Annotated in this window: 17 protein-coding genes and 1 tRNA gene; 9 read left to right on the forward strand and 9 right to left on the reverse strand. The window is 60.9% G+C overall.

Translation table 11 applies throughout. From position 1 onward, the window contains the following. Positions 1 to 67 precede the first annotated feature (67 nt). From BLW03_RS13975 to BLW03_RS14015, 9 genes are all read left to right on the forward strand, one after another. Positions 68 to 1,657, forward strand: coding sequence for a hypothetical protein (locus BLW03_RS13975; protein WP_074654624.1), 1,590 nt, complete (start codon positions 68 to 70; stop codon positions 1,655 to 1,657). A gap of 32 nt (positions 1,658 to 1,689) precedes the next feature. After that, entirely contained in the window at positions 1,690 to 2,556 is an 867-nt protein-coding gene (gene mtnP / locus BLW03_RS13980) for an S-methyl-5'-thioadenosine phosphorylase (protein WP_074654625.1), read from the forward strand. 112 nt (positions 2,557 to 2,668) lie between these two features. Next, on the forward strand, positions 2,669 to 2,959 hold the full coding sequence (locus tag BLW03_RS21360; protein ID WP_432279826.1) for a four helix bundle protein: 291 nt from the start codon (positions 2,669 to 2,671) through the stop codon (positions 2,957 to 2,959). A 53-nt stretch (positions 2,960 to 3,012) separates the two neighbouring features. Continuing rightward, the gene (locus BLW03_RS13990; protein WP_074654626.1) at positions 3,013 to 3,957 is read left to right on the forward strand and encodes a PfkB family carbohydrate kinase; all 945 of its coding nucleotides are present in this window, start codon (positions 3,013 to 3,015) and stop codon (positions 3,955 to 3,957) included. Next, complete coding sequence (locus BLW03_RS13995) at positions 3,947 to 5,701, forward strand: hypothetical protein (RefSeq protein WP_074654627.1); 1,755 nt, start codon at positions 3,947 to 3,949, stop codon at positions 5,699 to 5,701. The genes BLW03_RS13990 and BLW03_RS13995 overlap by 11 nt, the downstream gene beginning before the upstream one ends. Beyond that, on the forward strand, positions 5,698 to 6,522 hold the full coding sequence (gene dapF, locus BLW03_RS14000; RefSeq protein ID WP_074654628.1) for a diaminopimelate epimerase: 825 nt from the start codon (positions 5,698 to 5,700) through the stop codon (positions 6,520 to 6,522). Before BLW03_RS13995 ends, dapF begins: the two co-directional genes overlap by 4 nt. Next, complete coding sequence (locus BLW03_RS14005; protein WP_074654629.1) at positions 6,519 to 7,484, forward strand: S66 peptidase family protein; 966 nt, start codon at positions 6,519 to 6,521, stop codon at positions 7,482 to 7,484. Before dapF ends, BLW03_RS14005 begins: the two co-directional genes overlap by 4 nt. 6 nt (positions 7,485 to 7,490) lie before the next feature. After that, a complete protein-coding gene (mpl, locus tag BLW03_RS14010; protein WP_074654630.1) occupies positions 7,491 to 8,945 on the forward strand; it encodes a UDP-N-acetylmuramate:L-alanyl-gamma-D-glutamyl-meso-diaminopimelate ligase in 1,455 nt (484 codons plus the stop codon). Continuing rightward, complete coding sequence (locus BLW03_RS14015) at positions 8,945 to 9,670, forward strand: lysophospholipid acyltransferase family protein (RefSeq protein WP_074654631.1); 726 nt, start codon at positions 8,945 to 8,947, stop codon at positions 9,668 to 9,670. The genes mpl and BLW03_RS14015 overlap by 1 nt, the downstream gene beginning before the upstream one ends. 106 nt (positions 9,671 to 9,776) lie before the next feature. On the opposite strand, the gene BLW03_RS14020 is transcribed toward BLW03_RS14015, so the two are convergent. The 9 genes from BLW03_RS14020 to BLW03_RS14060 form a co-directional block, all read right to left on the reverse strand. Continuing rightward, entirely contained in the window at positions 9,777 to 10,553 is a 777-nt protein-coding gene (locus BLW03_RS14020; RefSeq protein ID WP_074654632.1) for an SPOR domain-containing protein, read from the reverse strand. Between the two features lie 21 nt (positions 10,554 to 10,574). After that, positions 10,575 to 11,231 carry an outer membrane protein gene (locus tag BLW03_RS14025; RefSeq protein WP_212733200.1) on the reverse strand — a complete coding sequence of 219 codons (657 nt, stop codon included), beginning with the start codon at positions 11,229 to 11,231 and terminating at the stop codon, positions 10,575 to 10,577. Between the two features lie 223 nt (positions 11,232 to 11,454). Next, a complete protein-coding gene (locus BLW03_RS14030; protein ID WP_139285207.1) occupies positions 11,455 to 12,783 on the reverse strand; it encodes an NfeD family protein in 1,329 nt (442 codons plus the stop codon). Next, on the reverse strand, positions 12,780 to 14,357 hold the full coding sequence (locus tag BLW03_RS14035) for a tetratricopeptide repeat protein (protein ID WP_074654635.1): 1,578 nt from the start codon (positions 14,355 to 14,357) through the stop codon (positions 12,780 to 12,782). The genes BLW03_RS14030 and BLW03_RS14035 overlap by 4 nt, the downstream gene beginning before the upstream one ends. Positions 14,358 to 14,388: 31 nt before the next feature. Next, complete coding sequence (locus BLW03_RS14040; RefSeq protein WP_074654636.1) at positions 14,389 to 16,080, reverse strand: ArnT family glycosyltransferase; 1,692 nt, start codon at positions 16,078 to 16,080, stop codon at positions 14,389 to 14,391. A 207-nt stretch (positions 16,081 to 16,287) separates the two neighbouring features. Continuing rightward, positions 16,288 to 16,593, reverse strand: a complete 306-nt coding sequence (locus BLW03_RS14045) for a DUF3467 domain-containing protein (protein WP_074654637.1) — start codon at positions 16,591 to 16,593, stop codon at positions 16,288 to 16,290. A 25-nt stretch (positions 16,594 to 16,618) separates the two neighbouring features. After that, a tRNA-Leu gene (locus tag BLW03_RS14050) sits at positions 16,619 to 16,703 on the reverse strand. A 13-nt stretch (positions 16,704 to 16,716) separates the two neighbouring features. After that, the gene (locus BLW03_RS14055; protein ID WP_083350744.1) at positions 16,717 to 17,265 is read right to left on the reverse strand and encodes an asparaginase domain-containing protein; all 549 of its coding nucleotides are present in this window, start codon (positions 17,263 to 17,265) and stop codon (positions 16,717 to 16,719) included. 74 nt (positions 17,266 to 17,339) lie between these two features. Next, positions 17,340 to 18,644: a lactonase family protein gene (locus BLW03_RS14060; RefSeq protein WP_074654639.1), complete on the reverse strand. Its 1,305-nt coding sequence runs from the start codon at positions 18,642 to 18,644 to the stop codon at positions 17,340 to 17,342. Between the last annotated feature and the right edge of the window lie 33 nt (positions 18,645 to 18,677).

The raw sequence follows: 18,677 nt of genomic DNA on the forward strand, positions 1-18,677 counted from the left end.
GGATTATAGGTTCCGCGACGGTCCGCCGCCCGCGCGCCGCTCGCGTCCCACCGGAGTTGCTACTGTCTTGAAGCGCGCCTGCCGTCTCCAACTGCCAATCTTTGCTGCCGCCGTCCTGGTCGCTGCTGTCGCGATTCCTGCGCAGACGGTTCAGCCGCCGCCCGCCGCCCCCGTCAACCCGCCGCCTGCGACTGCTACAACAGACAGCAAGTCGGGCCTGAGCGAATCCAATACGCCCATGACCAAAGACCAGGCGGCAGAGCTCTTCCGCTCAGTCGACGAAATCCTGGCATTTGTTGCGAAGGATTCGCACCTGAAGGCCTCCCGTCCGGTGAAGCGGAAGCTGCTGACGCGCGACCAGGTGCAGCGCGAACTGCGGTCGAAGATGAACGACGATGAGGGAGCCAAGCGCCTGGAGCGCAGCGAACTGGTACTGAAGAAGTTCGGCTTGCTGGAACCAGACTTTGCCTTGAAGCCTTTTCTCCTAAGCCTGCTGACGGAGCAGGTGGCCGCGTATTACGAGCCGAAGACACGCACCGTGAACATGCTGGACTGGGTCAAGCCCGATGAGCAGAAGTCCGTGCTAGCACATGAACTGACGCATGCCGTGCAGGACGACCGCGTACACCTCGACAAGTGGGGCTCGCCCGGTCCGACCGACATCAGCAAAAATGCTGGCGATGACAACCGGCACATTCAACTGGATGAGGCAGCGACCGCCCGTGAGAGTGTGACGGAAGGCCAGGCGATGGCCGTCTTCGTCGACTACGAGTTGAAAGACACTGGCAGGACGTTGATCGATTCGCCGGAGGTTGGGGACCGCATGCGCGAAATGGCGAGCGATACTGCAAGCTCGCCGATCCTCGCGCGCGCCCCTTTGCTGTTGCAGGAATCCTTGCTGTTTCCCTATGGTGCGGGTCTTGGCTTTGAGCAGCAGTTGCTTCAGGCACGAGGTGTCGATGTCGCCTTCGCCGGTGCGCTCGACCGTCCGCCCGCTTCGTCCCACGAGGTGATGCATCCGCAGGATTACCTTGCGAAGAAGCCCGTGCCGGTGCTGACCATGCCGGACATTCATGGCTTGCTGGACAAGGACTGGGAGCCGTACGACGTGGGTGTGATGGGCGAGCTGGATGTTCGCATCATCACCGAGCTGTTCGGCGGCCAGAACATGGCAGGACCGCTGGCGGAGGCATGGAGCGGCGGTATCTATTACGCAGCGCAGCGGCGCAATGCTTCGCCCGCAGCGAAGCAGACGCGTGCTTCCATCGGAACTATCTATTTTTCGCAATGGCAAAACCGCGATTCCGCGCGAAGTTTCCTGAAGGTGTATGCAGGACAGTTGCCGCGAAAATACAGCTCGTTGAAGAAGGTTGACCTGCCCAACGGCGACGATGACCACATGCTCTTCAACACCTCTGAAGGCGATGTGTGGCTGTCGCTGGACGATACCGGCGTCTTTATCAGTGAAGGCTACGAGCGCGGTATCGCAACGCAGTTGGAGACGAAGTATCGCGAGGCGCAGGGGCGGGGGCCGCTTATGCAGGCGGGCCTATCGAAGGTGCCGCAACATGAGCTGACGATGGGCCTGCGATCGCTGCTGCCGGGCATTGGTATTCCCCGCGCAGTCCTCGAAGCAAAACACCAGATCGCACAATAAGAACGCAACGAATAACATCAAGGAGAACGTACGTGGCACAGGCAGAGATCGGCATCATTGGCGGCAGCGGTTTGTACAACATGCCGGGACTGACAGACACCAGTGAGGTCAAGGTGGAGACGCCGTTTGGTGATCCTTCCGAGACCATCGTGCTCGGCACCCTGGAAGGTCGGAAGGTCGCCTTTCTGGCGCGTCACGGCCGCGGTCATCGCATCCTGCCCACAGAGCTCAACTTCCGCGCAAACATCTACGCGATGAAGAAGCTGGGCGTGTCGTTCATCCTCTCGATCTCGGCGGTTGGTTCCCTGAAGGCCGAGCACAAGCCCACCGACTTTGTGATCCCCGACCAGTTCATCGACCGCACGTTCGCTCGCAACGCAACCTTCTTCGGCGAAGGCATCGTGGGTCACGTTGCCTTTGGCGACCCTGTCTGCGCCGTTGCAGCGAAGGCGTTTGAGCAGGGCTGCAAGGAGGCTGGCGTCGTCGGCAAGCTGGGTGGCACGTACGTCAACATGGAAGGACCTCAGTTCAGCACCCGCGCAGAATCCAACCTGTACCGCAGCTGGGGTGCGGACGTCATCGGCATGACCAACCTGCAGGAAGCAAAGCTGGCCCGCGAAGCCGAGATCAGCTACGCGACGCTGGCCATGGTCACCGACTACGACTGCTGGTACGAAGGTCATGACGACGTGACCGTTGAGCAGGTCATCAAGGTCGTCCATGAGAACTCCGCAAATGCACAGCGTGTGCTGACTGGTGCGGTAAAGGCCTTGCCGAAAGACAACAGTGGCACGCCGGTCGCAACTGCGTTGCAGTGGGCGATTATGACCGACAAGTCGATGATCCCGGCTGCGACACGGGAGAGGTTGGCGATTTTTCTGGATAAGTACGACAAGTAGATCGTTGCTCTCGTTGTTCGTTGCTCTCGTTTCTCTCGGGGTAGGGTGACATGGCGCAGTCAATTCGTGATTTGGAAGTCTGGCAGCGCGGGATGGACTTGACCGTGGATGTATATCGGTTCTCGAAGAGCTTCCACGACCCGAAATCTACGAGTTCACATCCCAGATGCGACGGTATTCGGTCTCTATCCCGAGTAACATTGCTGAGGGTTCGGCGCGTGCATCGAGACGTAATTTCGCGCATTTCATCACCATTGCGAGGGGTTCGTCAGCAGAGTTACAAACTCAGTTGATCCTCCCTCTCAGGCTTGGCTATCTCAGCCAGGAAGACTACGACGGCATAGAGTCACTTTGTTTGAGTGGCGCGTATGCGCAGCAAACTCTCCGAATCAATGCGTGCTGATCCGCGATCATAAGCGGTCCGAACGAGAACAACGAGAGCAACGAGGTAAGGATTTGTCCATTCTTGTAGTTGGCTCTGTAGCATTTGATACTTTGACCACGCCAAGCGGTCAGAAGAACAAGATTCTTGGCGGCGCTGCGACTCACTTTTCGCTTGCTGCGAGCTTCTTCACGGATGTCCGCGTTGTTGGCGTTGTCGGTAAGGACTTCCTGCCTGAGCATGAGGCCGTGATGACGAAGAAGGGCATCGACACCAGCGGCATCGAGCATGCAGATGGTTTGTCCTTCCACTGGACTGGCAGCTATGAAGGCACGATGGGCGAGGCGAAGACGCTGGGAACGGATCTGAATGTCTTCGGCTCGTTCGATCCGAAGATCCCGGGCAGTTATAAGGATTCGGACTATCTCTTCCTCGCGAACATCGATCCGGTGTTGCAGCTTCGTGTGCGGCAGGCTCTGCCGGATGTGAAGATGGTTGCGGGCGACACCATGAACTACTGGATCGCGGACCATCGCGCGAGCCTGGACAGGGTGCTCGCCGAAGAAGACATCCTGATCATCAATGACGGTGAGGCACGCCTGTTGACGGGTGAGCATAACCTCGTCACCGCGGCGAAGAAGGTCATGGCGATGGGGCCGAAGTCGCTCGTCATCAAGCATGGCGAGTATGGCGCGACAGCTTTCTTCAGCGATCGTTCGTTCGAAGACGGTGAGTCGAGCCTGGTGCCTTTCCGCGCGCCGGCGCTGCCGATTGAGACGGTCGTCGATCCCACGGGCGCGGGCGATTCATTTGCTGGCGGCTTCTATGGCTACATCGCATCGCAGCCGAAGCTGACACCGCGGGTCTTCCGCACGGCACTGTTTTATGGCGGTGTGATGGGATCCTTTGCCGTCGAGCGATTCGGTACGGAACGCCTCGAAAATACAACACGTGAAGAGATCGATGAGCGTTTCGGCCTCTTCCGCCAGATCTCGCATTTGGATCTCGATGCCGCGTAAGACTCTTTCCGGTCAGCCGTTGCCCACACCGCGCACAGTGGCGCGCAGGCCCATGCCGAAGCGGGTACAGCACGATCCGAACACGGTCTATCCAGCAACCCGGCAGGAGATTATGCCGATCGCGCTGGCTTCGGTGATTCTCGCCTTCCTCGCGCTGCTGGTTTCGGCATCGCGTGGATGGATGTTGCTCTATGGCGACGCGGTTGCGCACCTGGGAATTGCACGTCGCATTCTCGATGCGCGCTATCCGGGCCTTGCCCAACTGGGAGGCGTGTGGCTCCCGCTGCCGCACCTGCTGATACTGCCGTTTGTGCAACGCATGGATTGGTGGCAGAACGGCATTGCGGGCGCGTGGCCTTCGCTGGCCGCTTATGTGATGGGTAACGCTGGGTGTTACGCCCTGGCGCGCAAATTGGTCACGCCGACGTGGGCGTTCGCGGCGACGGCGTTCTTTGCGCTGAATCCGAACCTGCTGTACCTGTCGTCCACGGCGATGACAGAGCCGCTGTTTCTCGCACTCTTGCTATGGTCCATCGTCGTTGCCTATGAGGCAATCGAAGCGCTTGGTGCGAACAGGATAGGGACCGCGAAGACACGCATGTTGCTGAGTGGCCTGCTGACCATGGCGATGGTCTTCACGCGCTATGACGGCTGGGTTCTGGGCGCCGCCATCTGGCTCGCACTGACGCTGGCGTGGTGGCGTTCCAGCGATGCGACGAAGCAGGCGACCAGAACGAGCTTGCTGGTGATGACCGTGCTCTCGGCGCTGGGACCCGCGTTGTGGTTCACATACAACGCCATCTATCAGCATGACTGGCTCGACTTCATGCGTGGGCCGTACTCCGCGAAGGCGATTGAAGAAAAGACGACGCCCGCAGGCTCGGCACCGCGACGCGGCATGCATCATCCTGGCTGGGCGCTGATTTATTTCACGCGTGCCGCGCAGGTCGACGCAGTGGCCTATGAACTGGGCTTTGGTGTCATGTTTGCCGCACTGGTGGGTGCGTGGATGGCGTGGAAGCAACGGCTCTCGCGCGTTGTGCTGCTGCTGTGGCTGCCGCTGCCGTTCTACGTGTACTCCATCGCATGGGGTCACGTTCCCATGTTCATTCCGCAGCTCTACCCCGGCTCGTACTACAACTCTCGTTACGGAATGGAGTTGTTGCCCGCACTGACGATCTTCACAGTAGTGCTACTGGCTGCTGTCGAACGCTGGCTTCGCGCGCGCAGCAAGAAGCAGGCGGATCTCTTCTTCTTCGTGGTGCTGGTCTGCATTGTCGTCAACGTGATCGCGATGATGGGGACGTTTGGCACGATGCTGCAACGCATTCGTGGTGAGAACGCAAAAATCCCGAAGTGGCTAACCGCAACGCCGCTGGTCTTTGAGGAAGGCGTGATGAACTCGATTACACGCATCCCGTTTGAGACCACACTGGCAAAGGAGATGCGCGACGCCGGTCCGGGCGCGACCATCATGTTCAACACCAACGATCACATGGGCGCCGTGCAGGACGCAGGCATTCCGCTTCGCCGTCTGGTGAGTCCGCTGGACTCCCAGAGCTTCGACCTGGCAAGCCAGCAGCCCGCACGGTATGCGCAGCTGGTAATCGCAATTGACGGCGATCCGGTGGCCAAGGCTGTTGCTGCGCATCCGGAAGGTCTCTCGGAGCTTGAAGTGATCTGTAACAGCGGACAGGGCTGCGCCCGGGTGTATCGCAGCACCATGTTCGGAGGAACGCGATGATTCCGTTTGTGAAGGCGCATGCGTGCGGCAATGATTTTCTAGTGGTCGAAGAGACACTGGCAAACAACAATCATGCTGCGATGGCGCGGCTGCTCTGCTCGCGCAACTACAGCGTGGGCGCGGACGGCGTGGAGTTCCTCGCTCGTAAAGAGGATGGGACTTTCTTCCTGCGACTCTTCAACGCAGACGGCTCGGAAGCAGAGTTGTCCGGCAATGGCACGCGTTGTGTCGCAGCATGGCTTGCGTATAGCGAGGGTCTGCGTGACACAACCATGAGGACTCCTGGCGGCACAAAGCAGTGCCGAGTGGTCGAGTGCGGCGATGGCGAGCATGAGGAGCATTTCCTCATCCAGACCTCGATGGGCATTCCCAAGGTGTACGAGCAGACCGTGATCGTCGAGGGCGTTGGCGAGGTTGCCGGTGCTGTGGTCGATGTGGGCAATCCGCATTTTGTGATCTTCACGGACCACCCCGGTTTCCACTCGCACGGTCTGGGCTGGGAAGAGCTCGGCGCCATGATTTGCACGCACGAGGATTTCCCGAAGGGCACAAACGTCGAATTCGTCCAGGTGGTCTCGAAGAGTGAGATTGCCTTTCGCATCTTCGAGCGCGGCGTTGGGCCGACGCAGTCGTCGGGCACCGGCACGAGTGCTTCCGCTGCAGCCAGCATCGTGCTGCGTGGCTGCGATCGCTCTCTAACCGCGAGTTCTCTCGGTGGCGCCCAACAGGTCGTGTGGAACGAGGGAGATCAGTTGATGCTGACCGGCCCGGCGGAAATCGTCTGCAAGGGCGAGGTAAGTTTGCAGGGGCTTGCATCATGATTCGACCAAAGGCGTTGAAGGCCGACGCTCGCGTCGCGGTGGTGTCGCCTGCGAGCACGCCGAAAGAACCACTGGTCCGCAAGGGCATGGAGCGGTTTGCGTCGCTGGGGTACGAACCTGTGCTCTATCCTTCCGCGCTCACAAGCGGGCCACTCTACTACGCGGGCGATACTGCCGCGCGAGTTGCGGATCTGCATGCCGCTTTCGCCGATCCTGCAATCGATGCCATCATCTGCACGCGCGGCGGTTGGGGGGCGGCCGAACTCCTTCCGCACCTGGATGCGGCATTGATCAAGGCGAATCCGAAGCCGTTTCTCGGCTTCAGCGATCACACGACGTTGCACCTTTGGTTCGCGCAGGTGTGTGATTTGCATACGTTTTATGCGCCGATGATCTCGCCGGACTTTGCGCGGGGTGATGTGCTGGCGGAGGGTGTGGATCTGCGCAGCTGGCGTCATGCGCTTGAGCGCACGGAGCCGTGGGACTTAAACGAGCGGGAGGGAATGCGCGTGTTGCGCGCGGGCGAGACCGTGGAAGGCACGCTGTATGGCGGATGCCTGGCGCTGCTGGTGGAGTCATTAGGCACGCCCTATGCGATGGCGATGCCGGAGGGCGACATCATCCTCTTCGTAGAAGAAGTGGGCACTAAGCCGTACCAGTGGGATCGCATGATGCTGCACCTGCGGTACGCGGGCCTGCTTGATCGGGTCAAGGGCATCGTCTTTGGCGACATGGCGCAGTGTGCCGACGATGCGGCTGAGCATGAGTTGCTTGAGAAGGCTCTCCTTCATAATCTGCGTGACTTCAACGGGCCTATCGCGATCGGCCTGCAGAGCGGCCATGTGAACGCGCCGAATGTCACCCTGCCATTAGGCGTGCGCGCGCGTCTGCAATGTACCGAACTGGCTTCGCTGCAAATCCTGGAAGCAGCGGTTGAGTTCACGCCCGCGGCAGTAAAGTAGAGACCGATGGTTGGCGAGAGTACAGCAAGAAACGCAAAACATATTCACCTGATCGGCATCTGCGGCACGGCGATGGCGTCGCTGGCTGGCATGCTGCAGGGGCAGGGCCACCGTGTCACCGGATCGGATGCGGCGGCGTATCCGCCCATGAGCGACCAGCTTCGTGCCATGGGTATTGAACCCATGCAGCCCTACGATGCCGCGCACCTCGAGCCGGCGCCAGACCTTGTCGTCATCGGCAACGCGATCTCACGCGGCAACGTGGAACTTGAGGCTGTGCTGGACCGTCGCGTGCCTTTTACGAGCATGGCAGCGCTGATCCACGATGAGTTTCTGCGTGGCCGCGAATCCCTGGTCGTGACGGGTACGCATGGCAAGACCACGACGACCAGCATGCTGGCGTGGATCTACGAGGTCGCGTCGCGCAAGGTCCCTGCGCTTGCACCGTCATTCCTGATTGGTGGCGTTGCGGAGAACTTCGGCAACAGCTTCGCCGTGCGTGAGACACGCCCTTTCCTATTGGAAGGCGATGAGTACGATACGGCCTTCTTCGACAAGGGGCCGAAGTTCCTGCACTACTTCCCGGACGCGGCGATCCTGACGCACGTTGAGTTCGATCACGCGGATATCTACAAGGATCTCGACCAGGTGAAGACGGCCTTCAAGCGGCTGGTGAACCTGATTCCGCGGCGCGGCCGGCTGGTCGCCTTCGACGGTAGCGAGAATGTCAGCGAGTGCGTTGCGAAGGCCTTCTGCCCCGTCGAACGATACGGTTTTAAAGAAGCTTCCTTCTGGCGATTGATGGATTTTCAGGCGGGTGCAGTCTCACGCTGGAAGTTGATGCGGCAGGGAGAGTTCTTCGCTGAACTTGAGCTGCCGATGGCGGGCGAGCACAACGCTCTGAACGCTTCGGCTGCCGCTGCACTGGCTGCAGGGCAGGGTTTGGACGCTGCTTCGATCGCGGAGGCCTTGAAGACCTTCCGCAGTGTGAAGCGCCGCCTTGAGGTGCGAGCCGAGATTGATGGCATTACAGTCATCGACGACTTCGCGCACCATCCCACGGCCATTCGCGAGACCCTGCGTGCGCTGCGCGGATCCTATCCGGGGCGCAGACTGATCGCAGTGCTTGAGCCACGCTCGAACACGCTCCGGCGGAATGTCTTTGAGCGCGAGCTGATCGAAAGTCTGGCGATTGCGGACCGTGTGATCCTCGCCGAGGTCTACCAGAGCGAGAACATTCCGGTAGACGAGCGGCTACATCCTGCAGCAGTAGTGGGTGCGCTGAATCTCGCCGGCGTGCCCGCGCAACTGCTGGCCGATGCTGATGCAATCTCCGCAGCGTTGGCGCCGGAACTACAACGCGGAGACGTTGTCGCGATTCTTTCCAACGGCGGCTTTGGTGATATCTACAACAAACTTCCGAGGGCCATTGAAGTGTCTTCGTCGCTGAAGGCAAGCTGATGTGGGCTGCAATCAAGATGGTGCTGGCATTTGCCGGACTTGGGATACCAGCCGGGCTAGTGATGATTCCCTGGACGTTTCTAACAGGCGATATCAAGCCGATGTATCGGGTGGGTAAGTGGATCTGCTCGGCTGGCTTCCGAGCCGCGGGTATTCGCGTGGAGCAGGTAGGCCGGGACAACATTCCGGACCGGCCCTGCATCTTCGTGCCGAATCATGTGTCGAACCTTGACCCGCCGCTGATGGTGCCGCTGATCCCGGGTGAACCGAGCATCATGCTGAAGGCGGAGCTGCTGAAGATTCCCGTCATCGGCAAGGCCTGGCAGATGGCAAAGTATGTGCCTGTTGATCGCGAGGGCGGTCGCGATGCGGGCATTCGGTCAATTCGCTACGCTGCCGAAGTGATTCGTGGCGGCCTGTCGATGCTTATTTTTGCGGAAGGGACACGGTCGCGCACAGGGCGGCTGCAGGCGTTCAAGGCCGGGCCATTTCATCTCTCGCAATCGACTGGCGCGCTCATTGTGCCGGTGGCGATCTCCGGGACAGAGAGCATGATGCACAAGGGGTCTGCAAAGGTCTATCCAGGCGTGGCGCGTGTGGAGTTTCTGCCAGCGGTCGATCCGGCCATGTTCAGAAATCGGGCCGAGTTTATCGCCGCAGTACGCGGGGAGATCGCAGCAGCCTTGCCGGACTCGATGCGACCGCTGGATGCTTCGGCGGAGTAAGTTCCTACCGCTGTTCAGCGCCCGCAGGTTTCCCCGCGCAGCTCAACTCTGAATCCCACGCCTTAAGGGCGCGACGTGTGCACGCGGTCATGGGGTTGGAGCGGTCTTATTTCAGGAAAGCGTTGTACCCGTCGCCGATCAGCTTCTGCCGGGTCGCTTCCGCCTGCTTGCGATCGGTGAACGGCCCGATCTGCACATGGATCAGCTTGTCGTTCGTGTCATTCCGGGCGATTACCTTGTAGCCGCGCCGCTGTAGCGCGCTCAGCAGCACGTCGGCATCTTCCGGATGGCTGACTGCGGCGATCTGCACATAGGTCATGCCAGTGGTGGGTGCCGCGCTGTTGTACGTCGTCACAGGTGGCGCTGCGGCTGGCGGAGTGCGAACGACGGGCGCTGGTTTCGGAGATCCGACGATCGCCGCGTCGGGATTCACGACTGGCTTGCGAGTGACGGTCGACGCGGGATCGACCGTCCCCGGAGCTTGAGCAGGGGCCACTGGCGTCGCCTTCACCGGAGCCGGAGCAGTCGCTTTGGAGGGGGTGTCATTTGCTTCCGAGGACTGGTATCCGGGGACGGGTTGGACAACAGGAGAGCCGGGCGTTGGCTTGAAGCTGCTCGGGTTTGGGGCCGTGGTGTCAGCAGCTGTAGCCGTGCTGCTGCTATCGTTGCTGACCGCAGCGGACTGGCCTGACTTCCGACCCATGGAATAGCCGAAGCCAAAGAAGACGGCGCAGACCAGCGCCAGCGTGAAGAATAGCGCCAGCACGGTTCCTGTATTGAGTGTTACCTCGCGGTCGGCCGGTGCTTCATGAAGATCGGCACCTCGGCGGTCGTCCACGCGTCTGCCTCGCAGGGTTACATCGTCATCCGAATCGCCTAACATGGGACGCTCCGTAACCAGTCTTTAGAAGTGATAGAAGACGCCGACCATCGGCTCAGAGGTGAAGGTGGTCTTGGTGATCTTCAGGTAGTTCTGGCCGAAGTCGGGCGCCTTGTAGTAGAGCTGCCGGAATCCGGCGCGAATGCCGAACGAAGGCGAGATCATATCTTCAGCGCCGACCGAATAGTAGTAGGCGGCGCGTGCCTGCGTCTGCAGCCCCTGACCACCGTTCAGCGTCGGCTTGAACTCGTAAACACCGGCACCGACCGCGACATAGGGCTGGAAGCCGAAGATCTTCGTGTCGGGCCGTACCAGGTAACCGGCGGTGTATTCGCTGGCGGTCGCCTGGCTTTGAAACGGTCCGATGTAAGCGCCGGTCGTACTGCTGACGTTGCAGCAGGTATAGCTTTCGGTCGTACGGCCGTAGCCGTAATTCACTTCGAAGCCCTTCCAGGGAGACTTCTGCCCACGGATTGTTGCGATCACTCCGGCTGCTGAACTGGCGCTCTGGGTGAAGTTGTAGTTCTTCCCGTAGGAACTGCTGGCGACGGTGCCGCTGACATCCTTCGTGAAGAAGGCGATGCCTGAGACACCAATGTCGAAGTGCGACAGCACCCGTTGGGCGCGCGTTTGCGCAGCTGTCGTGTCCTGCGCGTGCAGGGCCAGGGGCGAAGAAGCCAACAGGGCGGGGAGAATGGCAAGAAGGGAAGCGTACCGCTTTAGCATCAACTGCAAGACCTCGCGCCGGGTGCGTGCACCGGCTCTGTCCAGTTTACTTGAGAGCAACGGCGCCCGGGTGTATCCAGATTGCGCGTATTCGATGGACGGAGCGAATCGACAAAAGAACCTGCCGCTCATCAGGACCGCCGGTAACTTTCCGGGTACCCGGCCAGGATTCCGCATCTCAGGGAAACTGGGTGAGTGGAACAGCAGTCACTTCCAGCGTCAGGCCGTCCGCTCGCAGCACCTTGACGCGGTCACCCGCAGCCACAAAGGAGACATTGCTCGTGAGGCGGGCCTGCCAGAGCTCACCGCGGACAAGAATCTGACCCTCAGGGGCGAGTGCGGTTTGAGCGACTGCGAGCCACCCTAGCATCGCCTCTGATCCAGTCTTCACCTTGGCGCGGCGCGCCTGCGCACCCAGGACCAGAAGGCATGCTGTGACACCGCCAAAGCCGAAACCCGCGCCGATCGCGGTTCCCCAGCTCACGGCCAGAGCAGGTACAGGACCGCGTACCAGCAGGCCGAGTCCGATCGCCAGTGAACCCACGCCGAGTACGGCCACGACTCCGTTCCTTGGGACGCGGGCTTCCCACAACAGCAGCACAGCCGCCAGCACGCACAGCAGTACGCCGCCACCATTCAGTGGGAGCATGTGCAGGCCGTAGGCGGCCAGCAAGACCAGCGTGAGGCCGGCAGCACCCGGGACGATGGTGCCGGGGGTATTGATCTCCAGGTAAATCAGTAGCAGGCCCAGCGTCAGCAGCAGCACGGCCAGATCCGGATTCATCAGGGACAGAAGTAAGGCGTCCCTGGAACTGCTGTTGATTGGGGTGAGTCCGGAGGTGGCGAGTTCGGGCACGTTGACAATGCCGGAACGGCGATGGATCGGGTGGCTGCCCGCGAATCGTAGGGCATCTGCTGGAAGTGTCGCCGTTCCATCGATTAAGCCCGCAGTGAGAGCCTCATCGGAGGGGAACCAGTGGTTCCCGGTGGAGAGCTCTGTGACTAGGTTCAGACTGCGGCCGTGCGCGGTCAGACTTCCGCCCAAATTGGCTGCGAGTCGTGCGCTGCCGGCCGCATGGGCAGTGTCGGAGATCCCGCGAGTGGGTTCCGTCCACAGAGGGCTTAGGCGCGCTCCGGGATGCATCAGGGCAACATCAGCCTCTGCAAGCAGACGCAGACCCTCGCCGGTGACGCGCGAGCGTGGCGAGTCGACCCACACGATGATGGGGACGCGCGAATTGCGCATCGCTGCCACCATGATGTCTGCAGCTGAATCCATGCCCCCGGGCGTACTCAAGGCGACCAGTACTGCGACTGCCCCATCGTGATTGGCCTGGTCGATAGCTGCGGCAAATGTCCGGGCACGTACGGGCTGCAGTGAGTCATGCAGCGCTATGGAGTCAACGTGGGTTGCAGGTGGGCGGGGAGCTGCGATGGCGCGGGGGGTAATGCCGGCGACCAATGTAAGGAAAGCGAAAAGGCCTGACCGTAAGGGATTGATAGTCACGGTATGGTGATTCCACGCGACTGGAAGGAGTTTTTCATGTTGAGCGCAGCCGCGTTGGACGGCTCCAGGCGCAGCGCGTTGCTGATGTCCATCGCCGCAGCAGACGTCTGATTGGCGCTGAAGTCAATGCGGGCAAGCAGTAGGTATGCGGCCGCGCTCGGCTTGCTGGCGAGGCTTGCCTGCGCTTCTTTGCGTGCATCGTCGGCGTTGCCGGAGCGCTCGCGCACGGTGGCGAGTCCGAGGTGTCCAGCAGCTGACTGCGGATCGGCAGACAGCGCTGACTGGAACTCCCGCTCTGCCTCAAGGACGAGGCCCTGATTCAGGTAGTCCTGCCCTGCCTGTGTATATTCCGTGGCTTGCTGTGCTGGCGGTAGCGTGGCGAGCCGGGCGGCACGCAACTGGTCGATCTGGAAGGCGGCTTGCCGGAATGCGGCTTCGGAGTAGGTGCGGCGGATACGCTCCTGCGGATCGAAGCCCGGCGGCGGAGGCACGGCACCGCTGATTACCCCCAGCAACTGCTTCGCTTCTGCATCGTTCGGACGGCGCTTCAGAGCCTGGTCGATCTCCGTCTTTGCGTGGACGTTGTCGCCGCGGCGGCGAAGAGCGACGGCTATGTTGAAGTGATAGTCGGCATCCTGAGGATCGGCCATGGAGGCGCGCTGCAGCAGTGCCGTTGCGTCTTTGCGCTGACGGGCCATGGCGACGCCCTGATTGTTGGTCACCTCAGGCAGCGGGAGCTTGACGCTCACCGCAGCGAAGGCTGCTTCCGCTTCCGCATAGTGCGCGTTGTTGAAGCTGGCCAGTCCACGATAGAAGCCGGCTTCAAGCGCCAGCGGGTCGTTCGCAGGGACCTTTGCGAGCACGGCTGCAGCACCTTCATAGTTGCCGTCGGCGAACTCGGTTTTGCCTAGTGCCAGCAGGGCATCTGCGTTGTTTGGAGACAATTCGACCGCTGTCTTGAGACGTTTCAAACGCTCGTCGTCTGTCGTTGCAGTGATGCCCCGGATGTAGCTTTCATACGCGTCCAGTTTCAACCCTGCAGAGGCTGCCTGGAAGGTGTTCTGGGCCACGGCGAACTTCGGATCCATGCCTCGCGCGCTCAGCCACGCGATGTTATTTTCGACATCCAGCAGGCGCGGCAGACCAGCGCTCTGTTCCAGCGGTTGTGACATGCGAAGCTGGTTCACCTCCAGCACCTGCGCCTGGGCGGTCACGGTACCGTCCTTCAGTGTGTAGTTGCCGACGATGACGAACTGCGCGTCCAGCGTCTGCGCAATGCGGATGGTGCTGGCGCGTGACGGCCGGAAACCAGTGGGCAGACCGAGGTGATCCAGCGCGTAGACGCGGTCGTCGCGCGAGATCGTCAGAAAGCCCGCGGAACGCAGGCGCGCGTTCAGTGTGTTTGCGAAGGATTCGCCGATCCAATCGATGTTTGCCTGTCCGGAGCGATTGTCAAAAGGCAGCACCAGGACGACCCGTCCCCCGGCCACATCCGTTTGCGCGTGCGCCATGACGGCGGGCAGAACGAGCAGGGCTGCGGCGACCGATCGCCGGAAAAAAGGTGCAAGACGCATCGAGGCGATTATAGTTTGCGCGGCGCCTGGGCTAGCGTGGCAGCCTGCCGGGAGCGATCAGGCGGACGTCATAGCTGCGCGGGAAGTACAGCACGGCCGCCCACTCGCCGTTGCGGTCTTCCTGCCATACGACCTTACCGCCAAGCGCACGCGCCACTTCGCCGGGCAGCATGTCCTGGTGGTAGTCGTAGAAGCGCTTGTCGTCCCGGCGACTGGTGCCAGCCAGGTTCAGGCCACCGGGTGGCGGATCGTACTTCGTAGAGAAGACCAGCGCTGTATCGAAAGACCCCGCGTTGGAGGCGGCCTTGGCAATCTCCGCTGCAGAGAAGTTGTCGATGGGGGTGGTGCGCATCGGCATCTGCAGGTAACCGAGTTCTGGTCGCTGCAGGTCAGCGAGCACGGGCCATGCCGTCAGTACGGTAGCGCCGGGAAAATTCGCCTGCAGCGCCTGGATCGCATGCTGATGGACGACGATCATGTCGCGGTAGCTGAGATTGTCCTCGGGAGCGAAGGGATAGGGCGGGTTGACCTCGCATCCAATCGCGAACCCCAACAGCGCCAGTACAGCGATGCCAGGCCACAAACGTACCCGACTCTTCCATGCGGCAACGCAGACGATTAGCAGCAACGGATAGGCGGGTAACAGATAGCGCGTCAGCAGCGCGCCACCAAGAATCGAAAACGCAATCCACTGGGCAACAAGAAGAACGAAGATCATGCGCAGCGCCGGCACCGGGAGAAATCGACGGCCTTCTTCATAGCGCGAAGGCAGAAGGAAGACTGCGCTCATCGCCAGCATTGGCAGGTACAGGTTCATGTGGACGGTCAGGTGCACCAGGCGGTGCCTGAGCGACAGCATGATGCGCTGGACCGACATGTTGGCCGTGGCGTTGTAGCGGAGAAACTCCGGGTTGCCGAAGGTGAAGCCTGTCTTGTGATGGTGATACGCGTACCAGAGCGCAAGAAAAATGGCGGGTGTCACGAGTGCGAAAAGAACCCGCCACGCAAGGTGATGTTCGGGCACGGCATCTGGTGACTGGAACTCCGGAAGCTCTGCCTTGATGCGACGCAGGACTGCCGGACTGCGATCCGCCAGCAGCATGAATTCGAAGCAGAAGAGCGCCGCCGGAATAACGATGGCGGTTTCCTTGGCGAGGCATGCCAGAGTAAACAGCACGGCCATCGCAATCGCGTTGGTCGAAGTGCTGCGCGCCTGTCCCTCAAGCGTCCAGCCACGCCGGTCTGCGTAGAAGGTGAGCGCCCAGAGTGTGAAGGCGGCCGCGAAGATATCAGCATGTGCCAAGGTGCTCTGTGCGAACCAGACCGGGTAGATGGCGGTGAGAATCATCACAGCCAGCGCGGCTGCATCACCCGCGAACATGCGCGCCAGGCGGAAGACTGCCAGCAGCGCAAAGGTCGTCACCAGGCAGACGAAGATGCGCGTGCTGAGGATGTGAAAGCCCGCGATCTTCCACCATGCCGCGAGCAGCACCGAGGGAAGTGGTGGATGCGCATTGCGCATCGTGGTCTCGGGAATCAGCGTGCCGAGTCGGAAGAAGTCCCATGCTGCGGGGATATAGTAGCCGCCTTCATCCCAGAAGTAGGGGAGGCGGAGGAGCGTGGCGTGGAGTGCGACGATGGCGAGGAAGACTGGGGCGAAGAGCAGCGGCAGCGACAGGGCTGGTCGTTGTCTGGCTGTCGCTTGCGGCACGAGCTTGTTCATCCTGAAAAGTTGTCATCCTGAGCGTCGCGAAGTCGAAGGACCTGCATTTTGCCTGTCGCGCTGCAAATGGGAGTGGCAGCGAACGGTGTCGCATTGCCGCACACATTTGCGGTTCGACAGGCAGAATGCAGGTCCTTCGACCACTCTCCGCTGCGCTTCGTTCCGCTCAGGATGACAATCCGTGGGCGGTTCGAACGTCGCGCTCGCTTAGTTGATCGGGCCGCCGTTGCCGAGCTGCTGGGGCTCAAGCTTGAGCTCGCCGAAGGTTCCTTCGTACTGCGCCAGGTTCTGGCCCAGTACGTTGAACAAGGCCTTGGCCTGCTGCGGGCTCAGGAAGATGCCCTGCTTGGTCAGGAAGGTGACCTCATCGGGGGTGTTGGACTGCATGGTGCCAAAGACCAGCTGGAAGTCCCAAACGCTCATACGGATCTGTACGCTATTGGCGTACACGTCGTTGTAGTCGTCAGACTGGGTGACGCGGAGGGTCGGTTCGATCTGTGTGTTGTCGCTCATGATCTCTCTGGTGATACGGGAATCGTGGTGCGGGAGAGGGGACTTGAACCCCTACGGATCGCTCCGCTAGATCCTAAGTCTAGTGCGTCTGCCAATTTCGCCACTCCCGCGGCCTTTGTTAGTTTACTGCCGATTGGCTGAGGATGCGGCACCGGATTCGGTCCGAAGGAAACGGCTGTTTTCCCGATCTTTGCGAACGTTGCCGATGGGGAATATTTCACCGTGAAAGACCAGGTGAACTCCACCGTGCAGCAGCTTGGTTGCAAGCAGTGCTTCGGTCAGGTTTTGCAGAGCGTCCGAGCCTTCGATGCCGAACGGCGTCATGGCGCCGGTGAAGACCACAGGTACATTTCCAGCCCCGGCGTGGCGCGCCAGCGTGTCTGCGACAACCTTGCCCGTTTCGACCATCGTGTCCGTCCCGTGCGTCACAAGCACGGCTGTGCCTTCGATGGCCTGCGCGAGAACACGTTGTGCGATCAGTTTGCGATGGTCGTCCGTCATGATCAGCGAATCGATATTCATCAACTCTTCAACAGTGACTTCCGTGTTGGGAAGACGCATCAGGGAGAGGCACCGGCGAATCTGCGGGACGGTGTTCTCCATGGAGCCGTCCTGCTCGACGTATCGCTTCTCGATGGTGCCGCCGGTGGTAAGCAGGTGGACGCGATGCATGCCTCCCATCATAGCGGCGGCAATGCAGAAGGGCCTCGCTTGCGCGAGGCCCTTTGGTGTGTCGTGTATCGCCGTTACTGGATCAACTGGGTTGAGTGCGAACCGTTTGCGATCGCGGCTGCGCAGGATGGGCCTGCTGAAGCCGGGAACGGCGTGTTGCGCACCTGCGACAACTGTCCGGTTGCGGAGTTCAACTGCAGTCCGGTTACGGTGTTGTCGAGGAAGTTCGACGTGTACAGGTAAATACCCAGGGCATTTTCCACCGTGACGCAGGTTGGACCGGTGCCGGTTACAGCGGAAGCTCCGGAAGTACCTGCGGTGGCCGAAAGCGCGCCGGTGGAGGCTGCGATGGCAAAGGACTGAACCGTGCTGGCGTTGTAGTTCGCTACGTACAGGAACTTGCCGCGCGGCTCAATCGTGAGGGCAGAGGGCTGCGACTGCGTGGCGAACGGTCCAGTGGTGATAGCCGTTGGGATACCGCCTGCGGCCATGCTGTACGCGATGATCTGGTTGCCGGAACGATCTGCGACGTAGAGGAAGTTGCCAAGCGGGGCAGCCGTGATGGCGCTGGCCAGAATACCCGAGTTGTAGCCCGTCGAGGACGCCGTGCCGGTACCGATCACCGTGTTGCCGATGGGGGTAATGGCACCAGTGCTGATCGTCCGCTTGAACGCCAACAGGTTGTTCGTGATGGCCGTGTTCGGATCCTGGCCAATCGCGTAGACGTAGCTGGAGCACGTCGTGTCGGAGCAGGTTCCGTTTACTGATGTTGTGGTGGTGTTATTCACGTTGCTCGTGACGGCCAGACCCGTCGGGTTGTAACCGAGCGGGAAGTAGTTGAGTGAGCCGTTCGCAACGGGTGTACCAAGGGTCACGGTGCCCTCTGCGTCATACGTCAGCGGGAAGACCTCTACGCCGCCAGGGCCAGGGTTCGCAGTGGTGAAGCCCGGCTTGTAGGTGAACGCAACGTACAGAAAATTGTTATCACCCGACAGCGCGATAGCGGTGGGGAAGCTGCCGGCGACCGTGGTGGTGGTCTTGGCGTACAGCTTGCCGTCGGTACCGATCGCGAAGACAACGAGATTGGAGTCGTCGCGGTTGACCACGATGACATCCTTCTGGTTCGCCGTGACGGTCAGGGCCACGGGGTTGCGGCCGCCGGTGTCCTGGCCGGAGCTTGCCAGGCGGATCAATGATCCGGTCTGGTAGTCGATGCCGTACTCATTCAGAACGCCGTTGGCGGCGCTGGTGCTTCCACGCGACGACGTGACGTAAAGAAAGCCGACCGTGTAGTCGCGGCTGCAGGCGGTAAGGCCCAGGCAGGCGGCAAGCGAAAGCACGGAGGCCGCGCCGATGCGGCAGATCTGGTTGAACTTCATGCGATGCGTTTCCTCAAACTTGATGCATGTGCG

Origin of the sequence: Terriglobus roseus (assembly GCF_900105625.1) — a bacterium.
GTDB lineage: Bacteria > Acidobacteriota > Terriglobia > Terriglobales > Acidobacteriaceae > Terriglobus > Terriglobus roseus_B.

Coding starts and splice junctions, on each gene's coding strand:
- BLW03_RS13995 (WP_074654627.1), top strand. CDS start 3,947: ATGCCGCGTAAGACTCTTTCCGGTCAGCCGTTGCCCACACCGCGCACA.
- dapF (WP_074654628.1), top strand. CDS start 5,698: ATGATTCCGTTTGTGAAGGCGCATGCGTGCGGCAATGATTTTCTAGTG.
- BLW03_RS14005 (WP_074654629.1), top strand. CDS start 6,519: ATGATTCGACCAAAGGCGTTGAAGGCCGACGCTCGCGTCGCGGTGGTG.
- mpl (WP_074654630.1), top strand. CDS start 7,491: ATGGTTGGCGAGAGTACAGCAAGAAACGCAAAACATATTCACCTGATC.
- BLW03_RS14015 (WP_074654631.1), top strand. CDS start 8,945: ATGTGGGCTGCAATCAAGATGGTGCTGGCATTTGCCGGACTTGGGATA.
- BLW03_RS14020 (WP_074654632.1), bottom strand. CDS start 10,553: ATGTTAGGCGATTCGGATGACGATGTAACCCTGCGAGGCAGACGCGTG.
- BLW03_RS14035 (WP_074654635.1), bottom strand. CDS start 14,357: ATGCGTCTTGCACCTTTTTTCCGGCGATCGGTCGCCGCAGCCCTGCTC.
- BLW03_RS14040 (WP_074654636.1), bottom strand. CDS start 16,080: ATGAACAAGCTCGTGCCGCAAGCGACAGCCAGACAACGACCAGCCCTG.
- BLW03_RS14045 (WP_074654637.1), bottom strand. CDS start 16,593: ATGAGCGACAACACACAGATCGAACCGACCCTCCGCGTCACCCAGTCT.
- BLW03_RS14055 (WP_083350744.1), bottom strand. CDS start 17,265: ATGCATCGCGTCCACCTGCTTACCACCGGCGGCACCATCGAGAAGCGA.
- BLW03_RS14060 (WP_074654639.1), bottom strand. CDS start 18,644: ATGAAGTTCAACCAGATCTGCCGCATCGGCGCGGCCTCCGTGCTTTCG.